The 24,400-nt window shown below is 47.3% G+C and carries 24 protein-coding genes; 22 read left to right on the forward strand and 2 right to left on the reverse strand.

The features are described from left to right. The first annotated feature begins 87 nt into the window (after positions 1–87). From ACSQ8P_RS10205 to ACSQ8P_RS10300, 20 genes are all read left to right on the forward strand, one after another. On the forward strand, positions 88–795 hold the full coding sequence (locus tag ACSQ8P_RS10205) for an RraA family protein (protein ID WP_436235068.1): 708 nt from the start codon (positions 88–90) through the stop codon (positions 793–795). Positions 796–828: 33 nt separating this feature from the next. Then, positions 829–1,515: an RraA family protein gene (locus ACSQ8P_RS10210; protein ID WP_436235069.1), complete on the forward strand. Its 687-nt coding sequence runs from the start codon at positions 829–831 to the stop codon at positions 1,513–1,515. A gap of 163 nt (positions 1,516–1,678) precedes the next feature. Further along, positions 1,679–2,692, forward strand: a complete 1,014-nt coding sequence (locus tag ACSQ8P_RS10215) for a LacI family DNA-binding transcriptional regulator (protein ID WP_436235070.1) — start codon at positions 1,679–1,681, stop codon at positions 2,690–2,692. Between the two features lie 353 nt (positions 2,693–3,045). Then, a complete protein-coding gene (locus tag ACSQ8P_RS10220; RefSeq protein ID WP_436235071.1) occupies positions 3,046–3,726 on the forward strand; it encodes an RraA family protein in 681 nt (226 codons plus the stop codon). Continuing rightward, the gene (locus ACSQ8P_RS10225) at positions 3,723–4,817 is read left to right on the forward strand and encodes an Ldh family oxidoreductase (protein WP_436235072.1); all 1,095 of its coding nucleotides are present in this window, start codon (positions 3,723–3,725) and stop codon (positions 4,815–4,817) included. Before ACSQ8P_RS10220 ends, ACSQ8P_RS10225 begins: the two co-directional genes overlap by 4 nt. A gap of 39 nt (positions 4,818–4,856) precedes the next feature. After that, positions 4,857–5,159: a Dabb family protein gene (locus tag ACSQ8P_RS10230; RefSeq protein ID WP_436235073.1), complete on the forward strand. Its 303-nt coding sequence runs from the start codon at positions 4,857–4,859 to the stop codon at positions 5,157–5,159. Between the two features lie 102 nt (positions 5,160–5,261). Next, positions 5,262–6,668, forward strand: coding sequence for an ABC transporter substrate-binding protein (locus tag ACSQ8P_RS10235; RefSeq protein ID WP_436235074.1), 1,407 nt, complete (start codon positions 5,262–5,264; stop codon positions 6,666–6,668). Positions 6,669–6,710: 42 nt separating this feature from the next. After that, the gene (locus ACSQ8P_RS10240) at positions 6,711–7,664 is read left to right on the forward strand and encodes a carbohydrate ABC transporter permease (RefSeq protein ID WP_436235075.1); all 954 of its coding nucleotides are present in this window, start codon (positions 6,711–6,713) and stop codon (positions 7,662–7,664) included. A 16-nt stretch (positions 7,665–7,680) separates the two neighbouring features. Further along, positions 7,681–8,514, forward strand: coding sequence for a carbohydrate ABC transporter permease (locus ACSQ8P_RS10245; RefSeq protein WP_436235076.1), 834 nt, complete (start codon positions 7,681–7,683; stop codon positions 8,512–8,514). 65 nt (positions 8,515–8,579) lie between these two features. Next, positions 8,580–9,290, forward strand: coding sequence for an RraA family protein (locus tag ACSQ8P_RS10250; protein WP_436235077.1), 711 nt, complete (start codon positions 8,580–8,582; stop codon positions 9,288–9,290). Between the two features lie 73 nt (positions 9,291–9,363). Further along, positions 9,364–10,233: an NAD(P)-dependent oxidoreductase gene (locus ACSQ8P_RS10255; protein WP_436235078.1), complete on the forward strand. Its 870-nt coding sequence runs from the start codon at positions 9,364–9,366 to the stop codon at positions 10,231–10,233. A 136-nt stretch (positions 10,234–10,369) separates the two neighbouring features. Beyond that, complete coding sequence (locus ACSQ8P_RS10260) at positions 10,370–11,956, forward strand: response regulator (protein ID WP_436235079.1); 1,587 nt, start codon at positions 10,370–10,372, stop codon at positions 11,954–11,956. Next, positions 11,953–13,746, forward strand: coding sequence for a cache domain-containing sensor histidine kinase (locus ACSQ8P_RS10265; protein WP_436235080.1), 1,794 nt, complete (start codon positions 11,953–11,955; stop codon positions 13,744–13,746). Before ACSQ8P_RS10260 ends, ACSQ8P_RS10265 begins: the two co-directional genes overlap by 4 nt. Positions 13,747–13,766: 20 nt before the next feature. Beyond that, the gene (locus ACSQ8P_RS10270) at positions 13,767–14,951 is read left to right on the forward strand and encodes an iron-containing alcohol dehydrogenase (protein ID WP_436235081.1); all 1,185 of its coding nucleotides are present in this window, start codon (positions 13,767–13,769) and stop codon (positions 14,949–14,951) included. Positions 14,952–14,970: 19 nt separating this feature from the next. After that, positions 14,971–16,458, forward strand: a complete 1,488-nt coding sequence (locus tag ACSQ8P_RS10275) for an aldehyde dehydrogenase family protein (protein ID WP_436235082.1) — start codon at positions 14,971–14,973, stop codon at positions 16,456–16,458. A gap of 15 nt (positions 16,459–16,473) precedes the next feature. Next, positions 16,474–17,439, forward strand: coding sequence for a D-2-hydroxyacid dehydrogenase (locus ACSQ8P_RS10280; protein WP_436235083.1), 966 nt, complete (start codon positions 16,474–16,476; stop codon positions 17,437–17,439). A gap of 91 nt (positions 17,440–17,530) precedes the next feature. Next, on the forward strand, positions 17,531–18,664 hold the full coding sequence (locus ACSQ8P_RS10285) for a glycerate kinase family protein (RefSeq protein WP_436235084.1): 1,134 nt from the start codon (positions 17,531–17,533) through the stop codon (positions 18,662–18,664). Positions 18,665–18,703: 39 nt separating this feature from the next. Then, complete coding sequence (sigK, locus tag ACSQ8P_RS10290; protein ID WP_436235085.1) at positions 18,704–19,267, forward strand: RNA polymerase sporulation sigma factor SigK; 564 nt, start codon at positions 18,704–18,706, stop codon at positions 19,265–19,267. 62 nt (positions 19,268–19,329) lie between these two features. After that, positions 19,330–20,001 (forward strand): ABC transporter ATP-binding protein, encoded by a 672-nt coding sequence (locus ACSQ8P_RS10295; RefSeq protein ID WP_436235086.1) that lies wholly within the window; start codon positions 19,330–19,332, stop codon positions 19,999–20,001. A 253-nt stretch (positions 20,002–20,254) separates the two neighbouring features. Then, a complete protein-coding gene (locus ACSQ8P_RS10300) occupies positions 20,255–20,416 on the forward strand; it encodes a Beta-galactosidase C-terminal domain (RefSeq protein WP_436235087.1) in 162 nt (53 codons plus the stop codon). 67 nt (positions 20,417–20,483) lie between these two features. Here the strand turns inward: ACSQ8P_RS10300 and rbsK are convergent, their stop codons facing one another. Continuing rightward, on the reverse strand, positions 20,484–21,431 hold the full coding sequence (gene rbsK / locus ACSQ8P_RS10305) for a ribokinase (RefSeq protein WP_436235088.1): 948 nt from the start codon (positions 21,429–21,431) through the stop codon (positions 20,484–20,486). 179 nt (positions 21,432–21,610) lie between these two features. Between rbsK and ACSQ8P_RS10310 the strand changes: the two genes are divergently transcribed. Then, positions 21,611–22,990, forward strand: a complete 1,380-nt coding sequence (locus ACSQ8P_RS10310; protein ID WP_436235089.1) for an ADP-ribosylglycohydrolase family protein — start codon at positions 21,611–21,613, stop codon at positions 22,988–22,990. Between the two features lie 94 nt (positions 22,991–23,084). Continuing rightward, positions 23,085–23,975, forward strand: a complete 891-nt coding sequence (locus ACSQ8P_RS10315) for a helix-turn-helix domain-containing protein (protein WP_436235090.1) — start codon at positions 23,085–23,087, stop codon at positions 23,973–23,975. A gap of 60 nt (positions 23,976–24,035) precedes the next feature. Here ACSQ8P_RS10315 and ACSQ8P_RS10320 read toward each other — a convergent pair whose 3' ends face one another. After that, complete coding sequence (locus ACSQ8P_RS10320) at positions 24,036–24,209, reverse strand: hypothetical protein (RefSeq protein WP_436235091.1); 174 nt, start codon at positions 24,207–24,209, stop codon at positions 24,036–24,038. Positions 24,210–24,400 lie beyond the last annotated feature (191 nt).

Below are 24,400 nucleotides of genomic sequence, written 5' to 3' on the forward strand. Positions count from 1 at the left end.
TGGCGGCAGATTTTTATTCCTTAAAGATGCAGCTGTACATCATGTTTAAGGATGAAAATATAAATCTAGGCAATGGAGAGTGAGCAAATGAGCAAGGATAAAATGTCCAAAGAGGAAAAACAGGAATTGTTGGCGCTTTACAATGATTTGCGAGTGGCTGACGTCCGGGATGGCATGGATTGGAACATGATGCATCATTATGGTACCGTACACCACGAAATCCGTCCGCTTTACCGTACTAGAGCGGTTGGCATTGCGCAAACCTCCAGATACATTCCTTATCAGGGGGAAATTCCGAAAATGACACCTGACGAATATACGGAGTGGGCCAAGTGGTATTATGCGAATATTACGAATAATAAAGGAATGAAAGCATCCGAACCAGGCGATTTCGTCGTTGTCGATCAGAGCGGTGTGGATGTAGGAATTCTTGGCTCTAACAACTCGCTGCAATACTTCTCGCAGGGAGCCGTTGGGTTTATCACGAACGGCGGTGTGCGCGATACGGACGAATTAATTATGCAGGAGGTTCCGGTTTGGTCCAAATTCGTCTCCCAGAAAATGAATCAGGGACGAATCCAATTCGATGCGAATGATGTGCCGGTTAATATCGGAGGCGTCGTTGTACATCCAGGCGATGTGATCGTTGCTGACGGTGACGGTGTCATTGTTGTGCCGAGGAAAATCGCTGTTGAAGTTGCGAAATACGCGCATCAGGAATTAAAGAGCGATAAAGCAGGCAGACGCCGAATTTATGAAGCGATGAATAGAGAATTGGATCACACCGTTATTTAACTACTAAAATACATACCGAAGGGATGAATGAACATGGACGACAGAGAGAAGATTTTGGAGCTATACAAAGATCTAAGAGTTGCGGATGTGCGCGATGGCATGGATTGGAATATGATGCATCATTATGGATCTGTCCACTATGAAATTCGTCCGCTGTTCAGAACACGTGTTGTCGGAATTGCCCGAACAGCCCGATATGTCCCTTATGAAGATGCCGTGCCTAGCATGACAGCGGAAGAATATACGAAGTGGGCGAAATGGTACTACAAGGAAGTATGCTACGATCCGTGGCACCAAAGCATTACAAAGGGCGACTTCATGGTTATTGACCAAAATGGCGTAGACGTGGGCATACTGGGCTCCAACAATACGTTAGGCGGGATGAAGGATGGGATCGTCGGGTATTTGAGCAACGGAGGTGTACGGGATACGGATGAGTGTATTTTGCAGGGAGTACCTGTGTGGTCCAAATTCATTTCGCAGAAAATGGATCAAGGTCGTATCCGTTTCGACGCGCTAGACGTGCCGGTGAATATCGGCGGTGTTGTCGTTCGAACCGGCGACGTTGTCGTAGCTGATGGCGACGGCGTTATCGTTGTGCCTCGAAAGCTTGCCTATGAGGTGGCAAAGTATGCCCATCAAGAATTGAAAGGCGATAAAGCAGGGAGGAAAAGAATCTATGAGGCAATGGGCAAGGCCCTGGATCATACGGTTATTTAATACAAGAACTGAACCGACAGTTCGTTGAACAAGCGGATATTTACCTGCCAACTGATTCTGAGGCAAGTAAATATCCGCCTTTTATTGTAGGGGGCAATCTGTTATATTTATTAGATGAAAACGTTGCTTAAGCAACATACACGGATTGAAATGAGGAATTTCATTGAAAGTAACCATCGATGATGTGGCTAAAATGGCTGGTGTATCCAAAACAACGGTCTCACGAATCCTCAACGGGAACTATTCGCAGGCGACTGAAGAAACCAAAGAGAAGGTTTTAAAGATCATACGCGATTTGAACTATCGTCCGAACCCTATGGCGCGAGGATTAAAGCAAATGAGGACGAACATTATCGGTATTGTTCTTTCTAATTTAAGCAATCCGTTCTGGTCTCGGGTATTGGAAGGTGTTGAGGATACTTGCCGTCAGTCAGGGTATAGTCTCATGGTATGCAACTCCAATGAAGATTCCGAACGTGAAGCAGGCTTGATTGACGGTTTGCAAATGCGCCAGGTGGATGGCATTATTGTCAACCCGACTGTTAACAATAAAGAATTGTATACGGAAATTGTACAGAAGAAGTACCCTTTTCTTGTCATCAATCGCCGCATCTCGGATTTGGATGTTGACGATGTTGTCGTGGATAATATCCAGGGCGCCAGACTTGCTGTCGAGCATTTTATTGAGAGGGGCAGACGCAAACTGGTCTGCTTCGTCTACGAGCCGGAAGGCATCAGTACGTGGCAGGAACGTATTCAAGGCTTCAAAAAGGCGATGAGCGAGAACGGACTTGTAGTCACGGAGCAATCCGTTATTCAAGTTGACAATGCAAGCGGAAGAGCGAAGGCAGCCATAATAGATTACTTCAGACAGAAACCTGACGTGGATGCTGTTTTTTCCACGAACAATATGATGACATTGGAAATCCTGGAGGGTTTTAAGGAGCTTGGAGTCGAAGTTCCGGGGCAAGTCGCGTTAATTGGGTATGACGAGACGGTTTGGGCCAAGCATCTTAATCCGCCATTAACGACGATCGAACAGCCGGCCTATGAGATGGGCAGGATTGCAGCCAAAAATTTGATCCAACGAATTGACTCTAAAACAGCCCGCAAACCAAAGCATGTCGTGTTAAAGCCGAGTTTGATTGTCAGACAGTCAAGCGGCGACCATCAATGATGAACGATGCGCCAGTCATTTATGACTGACGCTTTTTTAATTGAGGGGAATGGGCATTCCCAGTCCTCTCTTGACCTTTTAACAAGAAAACTTCCCTTTACTGGTGTGTTGAAAGATAGGGAAGTTTGAATTTTCAGTGGGCATGAAATTGGTTGCTTTAAGATCTGACGGATTATTTCCGTCAGGTCTTTTTTTTTAGTTTTTTTACTGAAACCGCTTGCTGAAATAAAATAAACATGTTAAATTTTACTTGTAAATCGATTTCCTAAATCGATAAACTGATTAACAGCCGTAATTATACTTACAATCGTCCAGCCGAATTTATTTTAAAACTTTCTAAGGAGTGTGCCTTTATGCCTAATTTAGGTTTTCGAATTCTTCAGCGTTCAGAGCGCCCGAGCCCTGCATTGCTTCATCAGTTTCAAGATGTCGTTACCCCGCACATTAGTGATAATTTAAATCGTCTGCATGCCATTTGTTCAGGGCTGCGTCCATACCACCAAGCTGGCAGCAAACTGGTCGGCGCTGCATTAACCGTTAAGACAAGACCCGGTGACAATCTGATGGTGCACAAAGCGATCGACTTGGCAGAGCCTGGAGATGTTATCGTTGTTGATGCTGGCGGGGATACAACCAATTCAATCGTTGGCGAAATTATGCTTCGTCTCGCTCAGAAAAAGCAGATCGCAGGATTCATTATTGACGGCGCCATCCGTGATACAGTTGCTTTCTCGAATGACACCTTCCCTGTCTATGCGAGAGGGATTACCCATCGCGGGCCTTACAAGGATGGACCTGGAGAAATTAACGTTTCCGTCTCTGTTGGGGGGATGATTGTCGAGCCGGGCGATATTATCGTCGGTGACGAAGATGGTTTAGCCATCGTTCCGCTCAGAGAAGCGGAAAGCTTGTTGAAGCTCATTCGCGAGCAGCAGGTTCGTGAGCAGCAAATTTTACAGTCCATCGAGGATGGCACGGTGAACCGCGATTGGGTGGATCAAACTTTAAAACAGAAGGGGTGTGAAGGGCTATGAGCTTACCGCTTACTTATGATTGGGAGAAATTGCAATCCTTCTGCCGGGACGTATTCATTCGCGCAGGCGTGCCTGCGGACCGTGCATCCATCGTCTCGGAGTCTTTAATACAGGCGGATCTTCGCGGAGTCGAATCTCATGGCGTTGTGCGTACGGGGATCTATTTGAAGCGTGTAGAAAAAGGGATGATGGACCCTCAAACTGAGCCTGTGATCGTATCCGAGCATGGCAGCACCGCTTTGCTTGATGGGAGTAATAACTTCGGCTCTGTGGTGGGAAGCTATGCCCTGGATTTGGCGATGGCAAGGGCTAAGCAATACGGTGCGGCTGTTGTTGGGGTGAAGGGCTCCAACCACTTCGGTACCGGAGCGTACTATGCGCAGAAAGCGATTGAACAGAATCTGATTCTGCTCGTGATGTCGAACGCCTCCCAGACAATGCCGCCGACGGGTGGAGTTCGTCCTTTCATCGGCACCAATCCTTTATGTATCGGCGTTCCGGCGGGCGAGGAGAATCCCTTTATTTTAGACATGGCAACAAGTGTTGTCGCCAGAGGTAAAATCATCGTCGCCGCACAAAAGGGAGATGCGATTCCTCTAGGCTGGGCAATCGATAAAGAGGGAAACCCGACGACCGATGCGGAGGCTGCGTTGGAAGGTTCCGTTCTGCCGGTAGGAGGTCCAAAGGGCTACGCCATTTCGATGTTTATTGATATTTTGTCAGGAGTGTTAACAGGAGCCGGTTATGGACAGTATGTAAACAACATGTATGAAAATTGGAATGAACCGCAAAATGTAGGTCACTTTTTCATCGCTATAGATATTAGCCGTTTCATTCCGCTTGAGCTGTTTAAACAGAGGGTCGATCAGTACATCCGCCAAATAAAAAATGAACCTAAGGCGGCCGGTGTGAAGGAAATTTTGGTGCCCGGGGAAATTGAACAAAGACAGACGGAAGCCCGTAAGCAAGAAGGCATCCAGCTTCCTCTGAAAGTGGTCACTGAGCTAAATGACATTGGCATAAAATACGGTTTGCAGCTTAGCGAAGCCGCTATGCAGAATGTTTCAGTTAGCAAAGGCTCCGAAGTTTAGAAAGATGGAAACACATTTTGGGGAAGAAAGGGAACCATCATGCTGGATCATATCATACTGCTGAAATTTATGGAGAGTACGACAAACGAACAATTACATAAAGTGATTGAACGTTTTAAGTCACTAAGGAATCATTTAGAGGGCGTTTTGGACCTGCAGGCCGGTCTCAATTTTTCCGATAGAAATCAGGGGTTTCAGGTCGTTCTGACCATCCGTTTTGAAAATCGGGGGGCGCTTCAAGCCTATGAAGTGAATCCAGAACATCAAGCATGCTCCGCATTTATTCGTGAATCAGGAAGACTAGACGGCATTGTTGTTGATATAGAAACAAGCCAAAAATAACCCACATAATCCAAACGAGGCCGCCTAACAATTATGTCGAGGCTCCGCTACAATAAGGATGTAAGCGGTGCCGTAAACAAGAGGACAAGGGAGGCCGAATCAATGAAACACAAATGGCTTACGTTATCGATGGCAACAATGCTTCTAGTGACTTCTGCAGGCTGCAGCAGTGGAGAGAGCAAGGATTCTGCGCAAAGTGGAAACGCAGCAGGAGAGGCGGTAGGGAAGTCGACGTCTCCAATTAAGGCAAAACCGGAATTGAAAGGTAAAATCCGCATTGGCTTTGTCGGCTTAAACGATCAAACAGCACCAGACCCGCTCACGGGGGAAATGGTATACGGGGCTGACGAGCTGAAGAAACGGCTCAAGCAGGATTACCCGAACATCGACTTCGAGGTTGTCACTTATCCGTATAAAGATCATCAAGCCAAAGCGAAAGCGCTGGTGGAATCACGCCAAATTGATGTATCCATTGAATCGGACAGCAAATTTATGTGGAACCAGGGCTTAAGTGAAGACCTGACTCCTTTCTTGGAAAAGGATAAAGAGTGGAGCAAAGAACTGTATTTATCGCCGACGCTGTTGACTGGTCCATTGGAAGTTGATAAGGACGGGAAAACAGTCAATAATGCGCTGCCGATCGCCGTAGACGGCTCGGGGATTTATTTTGACAAAACGATCTTTGCCGATTACGGTGTTCAGCCACTTTCCGAAAATCCAACCTGGGACGAAGTGCTCGACAAAGCGAAAAAGCTAACTGGCAAAAATCCAAAAACAGGTGAGCAAACCTACGGAGTGTATACTCGCATTCCTGGTGACCAAGCAGGATACGCCGTCTCAATTATCGCCAATACGTTCGGCGCCGACATGGGTAAAATGGGCAACAAGGAATATCTAAACCAAGTCACATTGAACAGTGATGGCATGGTAAAGGCGGCTGATTATTACAAATCGCTAATTCCTTTCACACCTCCGGGCATGATTCAAGGACAAGGAGCCGAGAAGTGGTCCACACCAAAGAACAATATCGCTATGTACATTAATCTGCCTGCTATACAGCTGCAAAAATTTAAATCACTCAAAATGCTCGACAGGTACGATGTGGCCATGATTCCGAAAGGTCCTCAAGGAACCGGCGGTTTCCTCGGCGGAATTCGCGTACAAATGGTTAAGAACACGCAGGATAAAGATCTTGCTTGGGAAGTCGTGAAGTGGATGTCCGTTGGGAATGGACAGCGATTCCTTTGGGAAACCAAGAACACGATGCCGGTTTCGACGAAATCGCTTGGACCAGACTACAAGCCGGATGCGAACGACGAGAAGATGTTCAAAATGGTAAGCCAAGCGCAATACATGTCTCCGATCTGGTTCACGACAGCGAAGTTCGCACTGACACGGGGATTGGAAAAGGTGCTATTGAAAAATACGCCGGCAAAAGAAGCGCTGGATACCGCACAAAAAGAGGTAGTGGATGAGTTCGCCAAAAATAAAGCCGCCGACCAGAAGTAACTCGCTCACAAACCGTAAAGCCGCTAAAAGGAGGGTTCACTCATGAAACCGACGACATACGCGAGTGCGGTCACAGATGCGAAGCAGGCTCTTCAGGTTTCCAAAGGCAACTCTCCTCTCAAGGGTAAACTCCTTAAGGAGTTTACCTGGTACCTTTATCTGCTTCCGACAGTAGGCGTACTGGCATTGATCAGCTATTACCCGATGGTCAAAACATTACTCCTCAGCTTCTACGTTTCGAACGACGGAAGTCTGGAGAAATTCGCAGGATTGTTTAACTACAAACATCTTCTGACAGATGCGAACTTCTTCCTTGCGATTTATAACACCCTGTACATCGGATTGTTCGGTTTACTGCTTGGGCTGCCACTTTCATTTCTGCTGGCAGCCATGATAAACCGGGCTGTGTATGGAAAAGGGCTGCTCAAGGTGATTTATTTTTTGCCGAACGTGACGTCGGCGGTAGCTGTTGTACTGGTGTTTAAGGTCCTGTTTTTCCCCGATCAATCAGGAACGGTTAACTATGTGCTCTCCTGGTTTGGTATCGGGCCGAAGCAATGGGTGAGTGATCCGACGCTGATCAAATGGGTCGTCATTGCTTTGGCGCTGTGGCAGTCAGTCGGCTTTAACATCCTGATCTGGATGGCGGGCCTGCAGTCGATTTCCAAAGATTATTATGAAGCAGCCCGTGTGGACGGCGCTTCGCGCTGGGAGGAAATGAGGTATATCACGATACCCGGCGTCAAGCCCATCCTGTGGTTTTTACTAATAACAGGCGTAATCGGCGCTTTCCAGCGATTCGATGATGTGTATACCTTCGGCGGGGCCTCCGGAAGTCCGCTCCGTTCGCTGCAAACGATCGTGCTCTTTTTCTATGAAGAAACGATGGAGAAGTCCCAGTACGGGTACGGTTCAGCGGCTTCGGTCGCACTGTTCCTGATGATTCTGATCATCACCGTCATCAATCTGAAGATCTCCCGGAGATCGGAACGATGAAAGGAGGCAGGTTCCAATGACAAGACACAATCAATCGCTGGAAATCATCCGGCTGCTCGTTCTTTCGGCACTGGCCGTGGTCTTTCTCTATCCCTTTGTGCTGATGATCGGCATTTCTCTGGACGTTAATGCGAATTTTGGGCTTAGCTTCCCTCCTCGCATCGTTCCGGAAGAGTTCGGGTGGAAAAACTTTTCGTTGATCTTTCAGTCACTGCCGATAGGCACGTACTATATAAATTCGATGATTATTGTCGCCGGCTCCGTGGCTGGTCATATCTTAGGCGCCACGCTGGCAGGATATGCTCTTTCCAAAGGGGAGTTTAGAGGTAAAAAGATCTGGCTGCTGATCATTCTTACCGCCATGATGGTACCCGACCAAGTGATTGTGTTTACACGCTTTCTGGTGTTTAACGAACTGAATCTCATCAATTCTTTCATTGGGGTCATTCTTCCGACACTCGCTTATCCATTCGGTGTATTCCTGGTCAAACAGTTCATGGATTCGCTGCCGAATGAGTTAGGGGAAGCAGCCAAAATGGACGGAGCCCATCATTTTAAAATATTTATGAAAATTTATTTACCGCTGACTTTACCCATTATCGCTACCTTATCCATCATTACAGTGATGCATAAATGGAACGAGCTGCTTTGGCCGCTCCTCATCTTATCGAAGAGCAGCATGTACACCGTATCCATCGGCGTGGCGAACTTCACGTTAGGACCAAATGGAACCTACATCGGAAGCAGCCTTGCCCTTGCAACATTAACCATCATTCCGATGGTCGTTTTGTTCCTTTTCCTGCAACGATATGTCATTGAAAGTGTGGCATCGAGCGGTTTGAAGCTTTAATCCGAATCGCTCTTGGATATAGCCTGCAAATGAAACAACCAAATCCATTGTAGAGGTGACTGAAAATGATCGAATTGACAAAAGAAGAAAAGCAAAAATTGATGGAAGTTTACCGTAAGCTACGCGTTGCGGATGTGCGTGACGGGATGGACTGGAACATGATGCATTTCCAGGGCAGTATTCATACAGATACGATTAAGCCACTTTTCCGTACTTGCTTCTGCGGTTTTGCCAAAACGGTTCAATTCGTGCCGACAAACCGCACGATCCCTACAATGGAGCCTGAAGCGTACACGAAATTTTCCAATCACTGGTACGGCAATGTCGCAACGTATCATTGGGGGAAAGAAATCGGTGAAGACGATGTCCTCGTACTTGACGCTAGCGATACGAACGTTGGGATTATCGGTTCCAATAACGGACTGGAATATAAAAGCCAAGGCTGCCGTGGCATCATTACGAATGGTGGTGCGCGTGATACAGATGAGTTGATCTTGAATCAGGTGCCGGTTTTCTCTCGTCACGTGTCACAAACGATGGTGCAAGGACGTGTTGAATTCCAGGCCAAAGATATTCCGGTTAACATTAACGGCCAGCTTGTACGGCCTAATGACATCATCGTAGCGGACGGCGACGGAATCGTTGTTGTGCCGATTGAAAAAGCATGGGATGTAGCCAAATATGCAACGCAAGAAATGGAAGCGGATAAGAAGAGCCGCCGCAAACTGTACGATAAAATGGGCATGTCCGTCGATGCGTCCGTTGCCGGCTACTAAGTATGGAAATCCCGGTTATACCGGGGTTTTTCCTTATTCAATCATTACATTCACATCAAAGGGGGAAATCACGATGAATCCGCTAGATATGCGCCAAATCGCTTTTCTTGGGCTAGGTGCAATGGGATTGCCGATGGCCAAAAATTTGGCGAGAGCAGGTTTTAAGCTGCATGTAACCGTTCACCGCGACCCAGCTCCAGCCGAAGAGCTTCGCAGGCTGGGAGCCGAGGTGCACGCATCCCCGTCGGAGGCGATTGCCGCTGCCGGCGCGATCATCAGCATATTGCCGGAGGATCGGCAAATGCGGCAGGTGCTTCTGGCCGAAGAGGTGCAGGCCGAGGTAAGAGAAGGTCAACTGCTGCTTGAGATGACATCCGGCTCTCCAGGTGCGATGAAGGAGGTTGCGGAAGCTTTTGCTGCCAAAGGAGCTCTGGTTTTGGACGCTCCAGTCAGCGGAGGAACGATTGGTGCGGAGAAAGGGACGCTCACGGTAATGGCTGGCGGCAGCGAGGAGGCATTGGAACTGGCACAGCCGATCCTTGAAGAGATGGCACAGACGGTACATCTTGTCGGTGCCATCGGCGGGGGCAAGGCGGTTAAGGCGATCAACCAGATGCTCGCCGCCGTGCATATGCTGGCTGCCTCCGAGGCTATCGCATTAGCAGAGAAGCTTGATGTGGACTTGGACGCTTTACAGAAAGTGATTGGCAGCTCCTCCGGCGGATCATGGATGTTTGCGAACAAAGTGCAAGCGATTGCGGGGCGTAATTTCCAGCCGGGCTTTAAGCTTAATCTCATGAAAAAGGATATCGGCATTGCGCTTCAGGAAGCTGCAGGCCAACCGATGCCTGTCACCTCGCACGCTTTTCAGTTATATGAAATGGCTGCAAAGGAAAGCGGTGAGCTGGACTTTGCGGCGGTCAGCCGTGTAACACGAGGGTGATCCATACCTTTTTTTACCTGAGGAATACGAGTAATCTAAGCAATTTTTAAGAGGGAAAGGATTAGTTTCGTTGAATTCTATAGTTAGCAAAGTGATCGTCCGAAAACAAGTATCCATTGCAGGAGGGAACAAGAGCATGTTGACAGCATTGATCGTAGACGATGAACCGTTGATGCGGATGGGTATTCAGAAGGCGATAGTTTGGAGCAACTATGGAATTGGCGAAATTAATACGGCCCCGAACGGGAGAGTTGCGCTTCAGATGGTTGAGGAGCGGCAGCCGGATCTGTTACTGACAGACGTCCGAATGCCGGGACTGGACGGTTTGGAGTTGTCGCGAATCGTTAAGGAACGATGGCCTGCCATAAAAATTGTCATTATTTCAGGCTACGATGAATTTAGTTATGCCAAAAAGTCGATTGCTATCGGAGTAACGGACTATCTGCTCAAGCCGATCGACAGTAAGTCCCTGGGACAAACGATTGATAAAGTGACGCAAGAGATTGTTGACGAGCGGGGCAAAATTCGGGAGCAAGATCAAATGTCACACCTCCTCCAGCAATCGGTTGGCATTGCCAGACAAAAGGTGCTGAAAGAACTGCTGTTCGGCGAAGCCGGAGAGAAAGAACTTAAGCGTTATGAGCATGTTCTAGGCTTAAATGATTCCATTTATGGCAGAAATGCCGTTACTGTGGTGAAAATTAATTCTTTTAAAGAAAAAAGTACTTTATTCCGCGATGGCGGATTGCTCCATTTTGCCGTACAGAACATTCTAGAAGAACTGCTTCGGACAGAAGGCAGCGGTGAACTTGTCGATCTTCGCCCTGGAAGTCTCGTCTTGGTTTTAAGACAGGATAAGAGCGATCACAGACCGATGGAGGACTTTGTTATGAAGGCGCAAGCCGCTGTACTGGATTACCTACGTGTGCCCACTACTTGGGGAGTCGGAAGTATAGCTTCCGGCATTCAGGGGCTGCGCCAGTCTTATCGCGATGCCGACCGCGCGTTGAAATTGCGCCTGCTGAGTCCGGCCAAACGGATCTTCACTTTCAATCAGGAGACGACCGGTAAGACATTTTCGGGAAATGAAACCATTCAAACGATAACGCAGGCTCTTCAGCTTGGCAGTACGAAGCCGCTGCTCGACGAACTGGTGAAATTAAAGACACGTTTTTCCAATGACAGTATGTACGATCCGGAAAGTATCGAGTTTTTTTATCTGAAGCTGGCGGAATCGCTGGAACTACTGCAGAAGGAACGCAGCCGTGAAAGTCAGACGGACCTGCGGGAGCGGGTGCGTGAAGTATTGTACTTGTCCGATACGTTGAATGACGCCGTAGAAAGCTTGGAAGCGTTATTCCAGGAGTCTGTACAGACTTTACATCAGCATTTACCTAAACCATACAGTAAAGTCATCCGCGATGTGATCGAGTTTCTTAATCAGCATTACGGGGAAGACATTTCGCTTGCGGACGCAGCGAACCGTGTGTTCTTAAACCGCAGCTATCTTAGTTACTTATTCGTTCAAGAAACGGGAAGCAACTTCTCGGATTTTCTGGCGGTCCTGCGTCTTGAGAAGGCCAAAGAATTGCTTGCGGCAGGAGGCTTGAAAAACTACGAAGTTGCGGAAGCGGTAGGCTATAAAGATTTCCGTCACTTCGGACAGATGTTTAAGAAGCATATGGGGATGACACCCAGCGAATTCAGGAAGCTTGCGCCATGAAAAAGGCTCGATTCAATTTATTCACCAAGCTGATGCTCTCCTTTCTGAGTCTGGTCGTATTGCCGCTGACGGTTGTCAGTTATTTCGCTTATAGCGTCGCAACACATATTATCAACAATAACTTGAGCCGTTCGATTCAGCAAACCGTTCATCAGCTTTCTCTAAATTCGGAAGTCATTTTGGAGGATGCAGAGAAGGCGGTTAATACCGCATTCTACGACTCTTTTAACCTGCCTAACCCGATCAAAAAGCAAATTGAAGCGTATCCGGCTGCATCTGATTATGAAAAAAGCCAAATCAGTCGAAGCGTCGAAGATGAGATGAATAAATATACGATTTATCGTAACGATATTAACGGCATGTATTTTATTGATACGCATGGGACCTACTTCTCCTCGGCTAACCAATTAAGAGAAAAGCCTAATTTTACTGATTTTCCATGGTTTCAGTCATTTAGCGAATCCGATTCGGCAGATGCCAAGTGGTCGCCTTCCCACAAAGTAGGCGGGTATACCATTAGCTCAAATGCCAATGTGGTTACTTTTTTGAAAAAAATTCGCAACTCGTACGGAAGTCAAATCGGTATTCTTTGGATGGACGTCAATGAAAGAACTTTAGAGAACATTTATACAACTGGCCGTGTGGCTCCAAACGGTTACACGATGATTTTGGATGATGCGAACAACGTCATTTCCATAAGTGACAAGTCGCTTGTAACCCAAAAGCTGGAGACAGCGAAAAGCGCGCAGTTTGGGCCCGTGTTTGCCGAGGATAACGGCTATTATTTTACCGATGAACCCGATGCTCGAAAGTTGGTCGCGTTTGCAACCATCCATACGACGGGGTGGAAAATAATTACAGTTGTTCCTGCGAACGAATTGTTCGTCGATGCATCTAGAGTCAAAAACATTATTTTGATTTCCGTGTTAATCATGACGGTGATGAGCACCATTATCGCTTACTTTCTAAGCCGGCGCATCACACGTCCAATTTCCAACTTGATCCGGCTCATGGAAAAGGTAGCGGAAGGCAACATGTCGGTTCGGGCCAAGGTGGACAATTCTGACGAAATTGGAAAGCTCAATGAGCATTTCAATATCATGATCGGAGACATCCAAAACTTAATTTCCACGGTATTTGTATCGAATTTGAAGCAAAAAGAAGCAGAGCTCGCCTCGCTTGAAGCGCAAATTAATCCTCATTTCCTGTATAACACGCTGCAGTCCATCAAATGGTTGTCTGATTTTCATCAAGCGCCGGATATTGGGGAGATGGCAGTTAGTCTTGCGAAGATTTTTCGCTTCAGTATCAAAGGAGCACCCATCGTTAGCCTCTATGAGGAGCTTCAGCATGTCAAAGATTACATCAGCATTCAGAAATTTCGGTATGGAGACCGCTTCGAGCTCGAAGCCCGCATTCCTGAAGAGACGATGAATTACCAGATTCCAAAGCTAATTATTCAGCCGTTGGTGGAGAACGCGATCTACCATGGTATCGAGATGAAGGAAGAGCAAGGAACGATTACGATCTGGGCAGCCGTAGACGAGCAAGCGCTTCATATCGGCGTGGAAGATGATGGAGCAGAAATCAGCGACGAGAAATTGGCAGCTATTCGCAGCGCGTTGTACAAGACTGCAGGACAACATGCCGAGCAGAAAAAGAGTCTTGGCTTAAAAAATATTCATGAGCGATTACAAATGTTATACGGAAATGAATACGGTCTCCATGTGGACCGGAGGCATGATCGAGGATTTAAAGTGGTAGCTTCGCTGCCAAAGAATGTGGATTGAACATAGAGGGAGGAAATAAGATGATAAACCGGATTTTTCGTTATGAACTACCGACGGTAATCGAATTTGGCAATGGGGCTGCGAAAACGCTGCCCCATCACGTTCGCGAGCTTGGAGGAAACAAGGTTCTTATCGTCAGCGATCCTGGCGTCCTCAAGGCAGGAGGCGTCGACCGTCTGACGACACCGCTAAGTGAAGAAGGAATTCCGTACGTCATCTACTCGGACATTGAACCCGATCCGAATATTGAATCGGTCGCTGCGGCAACGGAGCTGGCGAAGGCTGAAGGATGTGACTTGGTTGTCGGCATTGGCGGAGGGAGCTCGCTTGACACAGCTAAGGCTGTCGGATTAATGCTGGGCAATGAAGGCAACATTCGCGATTACGTGGGCATTAATAAAGTACCGCGCAAAGGAGCGCACGTCATTGCCGTACCGACGACTGCGGGGACTGGCAGCGAGCTGACGATTTGGTCGGTGCTCTCTGACAAAAAAGCGAAGGTTAAGCTCAGCGTGGGCAGCTCGTTTAATTGCCCGTCACTGGCCTTATGTGATCCTGAGCTGACAGTGTCATTGCCGGCGAATATCACAGCGTCTACAGGAATGGACGCTTTGACGCACGCATTGGAATCTTTCGTGAATAAAGCGACGCAGCCGATTTCCGAAGGCATGTCGATTCAGTCCATGAAAATGATTGCCCGCAGTCTGCGGACTGCCGTTGTCCAAGGAGAGAATTTGCAGGCGCGTCACGATATGCTGCTTGCCAGTCTGATAGCGGCTATGGCATTCAACCCAACTCGTCTTGGGCTTTCACACGCATTGGCGATTCCGCTCGGTGCGCATTTCAAGATTCCGCATGGGATCGTAAATGCCATCCTATTACCTGAGGTTATGGCTTTCAATCTGATTGGAAACTTGGAAAAATTCAAGGAAATTGCCGTCATTTTCGGAGAGAAAACGGACTACCTTTCTTTGCGGGAGGCTGCTGAGCTGTCTGTTTCCGCAATACGCCGCTTAAAAGAGGATATCGGCATTACACAGACACTATCAGATTTTGGCGTGACGGAAGAGGCTCTGGATTTGATCGCCGAGGAAGCGATGCAATCGGGCAATGTGCCGGTCAATCCGGTAAAACCAACGCATGAAGATCTCAAACAACTATGCCGCGCCGCAATGTCCAAAACGAAGACGATTCCGTTAAGGTAACGAAAGGAGCGAATGTGTGATGTCAGACCATGAAATGCTTACTTGGCTGCAAGAAGCCGCCGGCCAAAACTATGGCAATTACATAAACGGTGAATGGAAGCCCGCTGAGGGAGGACGCACTTTCCAGATCGTTCACGCTGCAGAGCACGAAAGGGTACTCGGTCACTTTGCAGACTCCGATGCCGCAGACGTGAACAGAGCAGTTGAGGCTGCGGATGCTGCCTTTAAGAGCTGGTCCGCTGTGCCTGGACCCGAACGGGGGGCGATTCTACTTCGTTTCGCAGACCTGCTGGAACTTGATCGCGACGAGGTGGCGTTTCGTTTGTCTGCCGAGCAGGGCAAAACGATCGCCGAATCCCGGGGCGAAGTGGCCCGAGCGGCGAAAGAAGCACGCTTTGCGGCTGGGGAAGCGTCACGCATTTTAGGCGAAACGGCTCCGAGCGAACGCCGGAATGTACGGAATATGGTTGTTCGTTATCCGATTGGCGTTGTTGCGGCCATTGCACCGTGGAATTTCCCAGTTGTTACCCCGGTTCGCAAGATCGCTCCTGCACTTGCTTACGGGTGTACAGTCGTATTCAAGCCTGCTTCCGCAACGCCTTGGGCGTCTGCGAGGCTTATGGAGCTGTTCACAGAAGCCGGCGTGCCAAACGGAGTTGTGAACATGGTGACAGGCGGAGGATCGCGCGTGGGTGATCCACTTACGAAGCATCCGCGTGTGAAGGGGATAAGTTTCACGGGATCTACAGATCTTGGCCTGCGCATTCAACAGATAGCTGCCGAGCGTCTGGTGCGAACGCAGTTGGAGCTTGGCGGAAAGAATGCCGCAGTGGTACTAAACTACGCGGATCTCGCTGGAGCTGCAAAACAGATTGTATCTGCGGCCTTTGCTTGCTCCGGTCAGCGATGCACCTCTATAAGCCGTGTGGTTGTGCTTAAATCGCAGGCAGAGAAATTAACAGAGGCCTTGCTTCAGGAGATAAAAGGTCTGCGGGTAGGTCCGGCATGGGAGTCAGGTATTCATATGGGCCCGCTCGTTAATAAAGAACAGCTGGAATCTGTGCAGCGCTATGTCCGATTAGGCAAGGAAGAGGGAGCCAAACTGCTGTATGGCGGCGAGGTGCTCAACAGTGGTACGTATCAAACAGGCGCTTACATGGAGCCGGCCTTGTTCGTGAAGGTAACCGAAGAGATGACAATTGCCCGCGAGGAAATTTTCGGTCCCGTGCTTACAGTCATTGAAGCCGATACGAAAGAAGACGCACTTCGCATCGCAAATGCTACCGAGTATGGCCTGGCTGCATCTGTATTCACGGATGAGTTAAGTGATGCGAACGAGTTTGCATCGCGTCTTGAAGCTGGAATGGTGCATATCAATCATGGTACAGCAAGTGAAGCGCATATGCCCTTTGGCGGCGTTAAGCGTTCAGGATTCGGTGCTTTTTCTATCGGAAGTACCAATCAGCAATTTTATACGGAGAATAAAGTCATTTATACGTTGTATTAATCAAGAGGTGAAAGCATGCACATCGTAGTGCTCGACGGTTATACGCTAAATCCCGGAGATTTGAGCTGGGCTGAGCTGGAAAAGCTAGGTACAGTTACCGTCTACGATCGAACACCGCAAAAGCTCGTAAAGGAACGCATTCAAGAGGCGGACATCGTGCTGACGAACAAAACGCCGCTTACGAAAGAGACGCTTACCGGTCTAAAGCGATTGACATATATCGGGGTTTTGGCTACAGGCTATAATGTCGTTGATGTTAAAGCTGCTTCCAATCAGGGGATTGTTGTCACCAACGTGCCGACGTATGGTACGGACTCTGTGGCTCAATTCGTTTTTGCACTAATCTTGGAGCTATGTCACAGAGTTGGTAAGCATGGGGAAAGCGTGAGCGCAGACGGATGGTCGGAATCACCGGACTTTTGCTATACGCTTAGCAGACAAATTGCATTGGCAGGTAAAACATTGGGGATTGTCGGCTACGGCCGAATCGGCAAGCAGGTTAGCCATTTGGCTCAGGCATTCGGCATGCGCGTGTTGGTTGCAGGTAGAGAAGGCCGGCTGGCAGAAGCAAGGGAGGAATCCGTGGAACGTGTTCCACTGGAGCATCTGCTTGCCACTTCCGACTTCATTAGCCTGCACTGCCCGCTCACTCCTGAGACGGAAGGGCTGATTAATGCGGAGAGAATTGCCCTTATGAAACCGTCAGCTTTTCTCATCAATACGTCACGGGGAGGACTGCTGGTCGAGCAGCATGTGGCGGAAGCGCTGAACGAGGGGGAAATTGCCGGAGCAGCACTGGATGTGCTCTCCGTAGAACCGCCCGGTAAGGACAATCCGCTCTTGCTTGCTAGGAACTGCATCGTAACGCCGCATATGGCATGGGCAACTTTCGAGGCCAGAAGCCGGTTGATGGACATTGCTGTAGGGAATTTAGCAGCTTATTTACAGGGAAATATCATGAATACGGTTAATTCTGCTTAATCAGAAGAATGGGGGCTCTACGGCTTCCATTCTTTTTGGTACGGAGATAATCCATATACGAAAATAGCTTTCAAAAGGCGGTGAAGTTCCAATGAAAATTATTATTGCTCCGGATTCGTTCAAGGGAAGTATCCGCGCTGCAGATGCTGCGATCGCTATTCAAAAAGGTATCATGCGTTGTCTTCCACATGCTGAAACGGTACTCATACCGGTTGCCGACGGCGGGGAAGGGACACTTGACAGTTTAACAAGAATAGGCGGAACTAAGAAGTCTGTAACAGTGACAGGGCCTCTCGGGAAACCGATTACAGCTGAATATGGCATCCTTCATGCCGGAAAGGTTGGCGTGGTTGAATTAGCGAGTGCTTCAGGACTGGAGCTTCTTGCCAAGGAAGATTTGGATCCCCTGTATACAACGACGTACGGAACAGGCGAGTTGATTCGCCATGCGCTCGACGCTGGTTGCCGTCATTTTATCCTGGCTATCGGCGGCAGCGCGACGAACGATGGCGGGGCTGGGATTCTCCAGGCACTAGGTGTACGTCTACTGGACGAAGCGGGCTGTTCAGTGGGAAGCGGCGGCGGGGAGCTGGAAAGGGTCGTCTCGATCGATGATAGCGGGTTGGATGCAAGAGTCGCTGAATCGACGTTTATCATCGCCTCCGATGTGCAGAATCCAATGCTCGGACCGAATGGAGCTACCCACATCTATGGTCCGCAAAAGGGGGCAACTCCTCAGTTGATTGAAAAACTGGAGCAGGGAATGCGTGTATGGGCAGACCGCATTGCGGAAAAAACGGGAGTGCGCGTTCATGATTTGCCTGGTGCCGGAGCGGCTGGCGGCGTGGGCGGTGTTCTAATTGCCTTTTTTAAGGCGGAAATGAAACGCGGCATTGACATCGTGATCGCGCAATCGGGATTGCGAGACCATTTGGTTGATGCCGATCTCGTGATTACAGGGGAAGGACGAATCGATTCGCAAACCGCTTCGGGCAAAACACCGATGGGGATTGCCCAGGAAGCGCAGAAATTTGGAGTTCCCGTGATTGCACTAGCCGGTTCAGTGGGGCCAGGCATCGAGCGCCTGTATGCAATTGGTATCCTCAGTGTTCACAGCATTGTGAATGGTCCTATGACACTCGAGGAGGCGATGTCTCGTTCGAGTGAACTGCTTGAGCTTACAGCAGAACAAGTGCTGCGCACCTATCGGCTGTCGATTTTGTAAGTGGGTCAAATCAGGCTATAACAGTAAATATAGAGCAGTATGCAGACACCTTATTCCGGGTGTTATTTGAAAATTACGTTGCTTCGTGTTCACAACCTCAAAAAATTCGACAATACGGGGGAAGATTTGGAAGATTTGATCTCCATCGGGACGATTGGACTGATCAAAGCTATCGAATCCTTCTCCCCGAACAAGGGCACGAAGTTGGCGACATTTGCGGCACGTTGCATTGAGAATGAGATCCTGATGCATCTGCGCTCCTTAAAGAAAACACGCAAAGACGTATCACTGCATGACCCGATCGGAACGGATAAAGAGGGGAACGAGATTACTTTGATTGACATCCTCGGCAGCGAGGCAGACGATGTGGTGGATGCGGTGCAACTAAAAATCGAGAAGTCAAAAATTTACAGAAATTTGGAAATATTGGACGACCGTGAGAAAGAAGTCGTAGTCGGAAGGTTCGGGTTGGAGCTGGGCGGCGAAGAGCGGACGCAGCGGGAGATTGCGAAGGAGTTGGGCATTTCGCGTTCGTATGTGTCGCGGATTGAGAAGCGGGCGTTAATGAAGCTTTATCATGAATTTTATAAGGCGAAGCGGTAAGTTGTTAGGTTGGAGCATAGTATTCTTCATTTATTTGGCATCAAATAATGGAGGCGAAGACAATGACAGCCTTAATCCAAATTGAGCATGTGAGCAAATTTTATTTCATGGGAGACGAAACGATAAAGGCGTTGGACGACATTTCGTTAACTATCGCGCAGGGTGAATATGTCGCCATTATGGGGCCGTCGGGATCCGGCAAGTCAACGTTGATGAACATTATAGGTTGCTTGGACGTGTCCGACGATGGCCAGTATGTTCTAGACGGGAAGCAGATTCATTCGCTGAAGGATTCACAATTGGCTGAGATACGTAATCGGAAGATCGGGTTTGTTTTCCAAAGCTTCAACCTACTGCCGAGGTTAAACGCATATGAAAATGTGGAGTTACCATTAATCTATCGCGGATTATCTAGAAAACAGAGGGAGCCGCTCGTATTACAAGCGCTGGAAGCAGTGGATTTGCTAGATCGCAGGAAGCACTTTCCTTCGGAGTTGTCTGGTGGACAGCAGCAACGTGTTGCGATAGCACGCACGTTGGCAGGTGATCCACCGATTATTTTGGCAGATGAGCCAACGGGCGCGTTGGATTCGAAGACGGGTGCAGAGATTATGGATATTTTCAGGCGGTTAAACGAGCAAGGCAGGACGATTATTGTAATTACGCATGATTGGCAGATTGCGGAGCAGGCGAAGCGGGTTGTAAGGTTTCGGGATGGGCGGTTGGTACATTAACCTGAATAATATCAGCCTTACGATAAAAATCGTAGGGCTTTAAACATTCATTCAATAATGATGAGAAAACTATCTGTTAGTACATGGGTACCAGTTTAAGCGGCATATCGCCGCCCCCTTCTCTTCTCATTTTGGTACTTTCTTCACGAAGGAAAACACGGACCAGCTCTTAAATTGCATTCAAATTAAGGATCCAACAGAAACTTGGGCTCATATTCCGCTGAAGTAGAAGTTGTGACCAGAAACCATCCAGATGGAGATTACGATATTTCTTAATTATACGTCTACTACCCAAATTTTAAACTTTAAGGAATGTGTCCGAGATTATCTGAATTTTGGCTTGCTAGAAGGTAAAATAGAAATAGAACCTTATGGGGTTATGGTTAAACGGTGGCCTCTTGGAGCAAATATATGACATAGTAGGGCACGATAACAGTGAGTGCTCTCAAACTGCTAACGAATGGTTTGGGGGCAATGAGGTTTCAATTCAAGTAACTGAGAATTCGTTGACTAGGTCTTGGTTCCGAGCGAATAAATGCTTCAATGTCAGATTTGCTAGGAATGCTGTCTTGTGCTCCAGGTTTAGTAACGGCAATTGCGGCAGCAGTGGAGGCGAACTGCATACTTTCACAAAGTGTTTGACCAGACAACCAAGATGAGGCAAAGGTACCGATAAACGTATCTCCAGCAGCAGTCGTATCGACTGAATTTACCAAATACGCATTGAAATACGTAAGTTGCTTTGTCTCATCTGCTATTATTAAACCTTTACTTCCCAATGTTAAGACGACGCGTGCAATCCCTTTATTTATTAATTGCGTAATCGCCAGCAAAGCATCATTTTCATCTACAATTAATCGATCTGTCAGCAATCCAGCTTCGGTTTCGTTTAAGATTAAGGTATGAATGGATGCATAGATGTCATTGGGTAATAGGAACGCAGGCGCGGGGTTCATCCAGACTGGAATTCCGCGTTCTTTCGCTTTATGTATAATTTGAAGGTTTATATCCCATGAAATTTCGTTCTGCAGCAAAATTAATGCAGCATCGTCCCACATTTCATTGGGAAGATCAGTTCCAGATAGTTGCCCATTTGCTCCCTGCGAAAGCATAATACAATTTTCACCTTCCTCGTTCACCGTAATAAAAGCTAAACCAGATCCGCTTTCTTTCGACTTTACATGACCCACCTGTACGCCTTTGTCTCGTAAGGAGTTTAATAGAGGTGTCCCAAATGCATCATTTCCAATCGCCCCGACCATCTGGACGTTGGAACCTGACATTGCTGCTGCTACTGCTTGATTAGCACCTTTTCCACCAGGGTAGTAGGCGGTATGTAGTCCTTCAACGGTTTCTCCTGGATGAGGGAAATGATGTACTTTGTTGACGATGTCCATATTAATACTGCCAACAACATAAATGTTTTTCATCGTGAGTCGTTCCTTCCTTCTCTGTTTGTTTATTTAAGTGTAATGCATGAACTTTACGATTGGAATCCAACCTTCTACATTCACAATAAATGAGAATGGGCTGCATATTATGGGAAGGAAATTGGCGTAGTTTCTTGTAGACTTAAACAAGAAGTAGCTAATGCATGGGAGGAAGCTAGATGGCTGGATGGGTAGGTTTACAAGATTTACTAAAAGATGAAGTTAGACAACGTAAATATGAAGCATGTAATGTAGATGGTTTTCTCGCGCGTATTGAAGCGACAGGTGAGAATCAGATTGAATTAATGAAGATTTATGAGGATTTATGTTCTTTGATTGCGCATAGTCCAAATGAGGATGAACCGAATGAATTGGAACAGATTCGCATGCTTCGTCCAATTGGTCCCCGTAAAATAGAAAGAGAGATGAGCTCTGAACAATGGCTGGATAAATTCAATGGAGCATGGCTCGGAAGAGCAATTGGTTGTGCGCTCGGTAAGCCGCTGGAGTGGTCAAACTTTATGGGCGGTTCGCATGGTAGAGCAGGCTGGGAAAATGTTCATCTCTGGTTCAAGGGAGCAGATGCTTGGCCGATTAATGGCTATACACCTGGTAAATCCTCCGCTCAGGAAGAGTATGGAATTGAATTGGCTCATTATGGAAAGGAGAGCACTAGAGAGCGCATTTCCTACATGCAAACGGATGATGATATACGTTACACTGTGCTTGGATTAATCATGCTGGAGAGAAACGGACATAACTGGGATTCCTGGGACATTGGCAAGTTATGGCATGAACTATTGTCCTATAACCAAGTGTGTACGGCGGAAACACAATCCTATTTAAATTTCGCCCAAGTGACCCATCATTATGGAGAAGTAAAACGACCAGTGGATTGGAGTCAAAAGAAGCATTGGGTGCGTACTTATCTGAATCCATACCGCGAGTTTATTGGTGCACAAATACGAGCGGATGGCTTCGCTTACGGAGCAGCAGGTCAGCCGGAACTTGCAGCAGATTTCGCATGGCGAGATGCCTCGTTCTCTCATGTTCGAAACGGAATTTATGGTGAAATGTTTGTTGCTGCGATGATAGCTGCTGCGTTTGTCGAGTCTGATCCACGTAAAATTGTGGAAATCGGTTTGAGTGAGATTCCACGAAATTGCCGTTTAGCGCAAGATATTCATAAAGCTGTAGAAATTGCCCAAGGTACAAATGATCAACTTACACTGGTCAAACGCGTTTGGGATGCTTTCAGCCATTATGATCCCGTGCATACCAATAATAACGCAGCTTTGGTCGCAGCCTCTCTCGTGTTTGCCCAAGGAGATTTCACTAAGGCGATTGCAACATCGGTTTTAGGCGGGTGGGATACGGATTGTAATGGTGCTACAGTAGGTTCTATCATGGGTGCTTCTCTAGGGGCCAAACAGATACCCGAGCATTGGATTAAACCACTTAACGATACACTTTATTCTGCAGTCATCGGATTTCATCCCATTGCAATTTCTGAGTGTGCTCGGAGAAGCTATGAAGTGTTCATAAAACTAAAGCAATAGAAAGTAATGGGATAGCCTGTCAATGTATTATCCACAACCAGGTAGGGGAGTCATTCCCTTCCTGGGCTTTTCTTTGTTACAATGAGTACAGAGAATGGATTATCAATTAGGGAAGGGTACCCGAATGATTCTGCACATTACATACGAAGATAAAGAACTGCCGATTGATATTTTTAAATGGACGCCAAGCGCTGAATTCGAAACGCAGCATCAGCACCATAGCTTTGAAATGGGGTTGTGTCTTTCAGGTAGCGGGCAGTTTTATTTTGGCGACGCCGTATATCCCGTAACCCCAGGCGATATTTTTATTGTAAATATATTGGAGAGACATATCGCCAAGTCAGAAATCAATGATCCTTGTGAGTTTATATTTCTTTATTTTGATTCCGAATTGTTAGCAAAAGAAGAACCGGAACTTATGGTTCCTTTCCGATATTACCCTTTTCATTTGCGCAATCGCCTGGATGGAAAAGCTGTGGTTATGGAGCAGCTGCGTATGAAGATTAAGCAGATGTATGAAGAGATGGAATATAGGATTCCGGGGTATAGAACGGCTGTTAAGAGCTTACTTTTGTCGATTTGTGTAGAACTTCTGCGAATGTCCAAGAATGAGATCAGCAGTTCGACCTGGTTGGATGGCATGCATAATTATGAATATATCCGCCCGGTCTTACAATACATGGAGCAGCATTATCAAAGAGACATAGACCTTTCACAATTGACACTATTATTTCATATTAGTCAGTCACATTTATCCAGATTGATTTTGGAATCAACAGGCAGAAAATTTAAAAGTCATATAATAACCCTTCGTATTCAACATGCGAAGCGATTATTAGCGGTGACAAGCATGAGCGTAACAGATATTTGCTATGACTCCGGGTTCCAGAGTATGGCTACCTTTTACAGAAATTTCAAGTTGTATGTACAGATGTCTCCCGAAGATTATCGTCGTTTGGTGCATACGCAAGAACTTCTAGAATAAATGGCTAGTAGAACAATATAAAAGGACTTGAGGCATGTCACGCTTCAAGTCCTTTGTAGCTTATTGGGAATAGAGGTTGATTTCGTTAATCGTCCACCAAGCTGTCTTGGCCGTATTCATTTTAAATGTAATGTAGCGTCCAGTCCGAGTTACAAAAGATAGATCAATGCTTGGATTCGTATTGTTTTTGAACGATTTCACTGGATAACCGATCTCGGTTATATTGCTAGACACGAAGATATCAACACCGTTGTTATCAACTACTCTCTAGATGCAAGCAGTGAGCCGGTTAGCCTTGCTAACGGGTAAAGGTGGATGCGTGCTGGTATGGACAAAATCCATTGATGGCTGGGAATGTTGCTTTGTGCAGGTTGCCGGCGAATGACGGTATGGTAATCTTGCTCATGAAAGAAACACTAAACAAA

It is taken from the genome of Paenibacillus sp. LjRoot153, assembly GCF_964253085.1.
Taxonomy (GTDB): domain Bacteria; phylum Bacillota; class Bacilli; order Paenibacillales; family NBRC-103111; genus Paenibacillus_E.

Coding starts and splice junctions, on each gene's coding strand:
- ACSQ8P_RS10205 (WP_436235068.1), top strand. CDS start 88: ATGAGCAAGGATAAAATGTCCAAAGAGGAAAAACAGGAATTGTTGGCG.
- ACSQ8P_RS10210 (WP_436235069.1), top strand. CDS start 829: ATGGACGACAGAGAGAAGATTTTGGAGCTATACAAAGATCTAAGAGTT.
- ACSQ8P_RS10220 (WP_436235071.1), top strand. CDS start 3,046: ATGCCTAATTTAGGTTTTCGAATTCTTCAGCGTTCAGAGCGCCCGAGC.
- ACSQ8P_RS10225 (WP_436235072.1), top strand. CDS start 3,723: ATGAGCTTACCGCTTACTTATGATTGGGAGAAATTGCAATCCTTCTGC.
- ACSQ8P_RS10230 (WP_436235073.1), top strand. CDS start 4,857: ATGCTGGATCATATCATACTGCTGAAATTTATGGAGAGTACGACAAAC.
- ACSQ8P_RS10235 (WP_436235074.1), top strand. CDS start 5,262: ATGAAACACAAATGGCTTACGTTATCGATGGCAACAATGCTTCTAGTG.
- ACSQ8P_RS10240 (WP_436235075.1), top strand. CDS start 6,711: ATGAAACCGACGACATACGCGAGTGCGGTCACAGATGCGAAGCAGGCT.
- ACSQ8P_RS10245 (WP_436235076.1), top strand. CDS start 7,681: ATGACAAGACACAATCAATCGCTGGAAATCATCCGGCTGCTCGTTCTT.
- ACSQ8P_RS10250 (WP_436235077.1), top strand. CDS start 8,580: ATGATCGAATTGACAAAAGAAGAAAAGCAAAAATTGATGGAAGTTTAC.
- ACSQ8P_RS10255 (WP_436235078.1), top strand. CDS start 9,364: ATGAATCCGCTAGATATGCGCCAAATCGCTTTTCTTGGGCTAGGTGCA.
- ACSQ8P_RS10260 (WP_436235079.1), top strand. CDS start 10,370: ATGTTGACAGCATTGATCGTAGACGATGAACCGTTGATGCGGATGGGT.
- ACSQ8P_RS10265 (WP_436235080.1), top strand. CDS start 11,953: ATGAAAAAGGCTCGATTCAATTTATTCACCAAGCTGATGCTCTCCTTT.
- ACSQ8P_RS10270 (WP_436235081.1), top strand. CDS start 13,767: ATGATAAACCGGATTTTTCGTTATGAACTACCGACGGTAATCGAATTT.
- ACSQ8P_RS10275 (WP_436235082.1), top strand. CDS start 14,971: ATGTCAGACCATGAAATGCTTACTTGGCTGCAAGAAGCCGCCGGCCAA.
- ACSQ8P_RS10280 (WP_436235083.1), top strand. CDS start 16,474: ATGCACATCGTAGTGCTCGACGGTTATACGCTAAATCCCGGAGATTTG.
- ACSQ8P_RS10285 (WP_436235084.1), top strand. CDS start 17,531: ATGAAAATTATTATTGCTCCGGATTCGTTCAAGGGAAGTATCCGCGCT.
- sigK (WP_436235085.1), top strand. CDS start 18,704: ATGCAGACACCTTATTCCGGGTGTTATTTGAAAATTACGTTGCTTCGT.
- ACSQ8P_RS10295 (WP_436235086.1), top strand. CDS start 19,330: ATGACAGCCTTAATCCAAATTGAGCATGTGAGCAAATTTTATTTCATG.
- ACSQ8P_RS10300 (WP_436235087.1), top strand. CDS start 20,255: ATGGAGATTACGATATTTCTTAATTATACGTCTACTACCCAAATTTTA.
- rbsK (WP_436235088.1), bottom strand. CDS start 21,431: ATGAAAAACATTTATGTTGTTGGCAGTATTAATATGGACATCGTCAAC.
- ACSQ8P_RS10310 (WP_436235089.1), top strand. CDS start 21,611: ATGGCTGGATGGGTAGGTTTACAAGATTTACTAAAAGATGAAGTTAGA.
- ACSQ8P_RS10315 (WP_436235090.1), top strand. CDS start 23,085: ATGGATTATCAATTAGGGAAGGGTACCCGAATGATTCTGCACATTACA.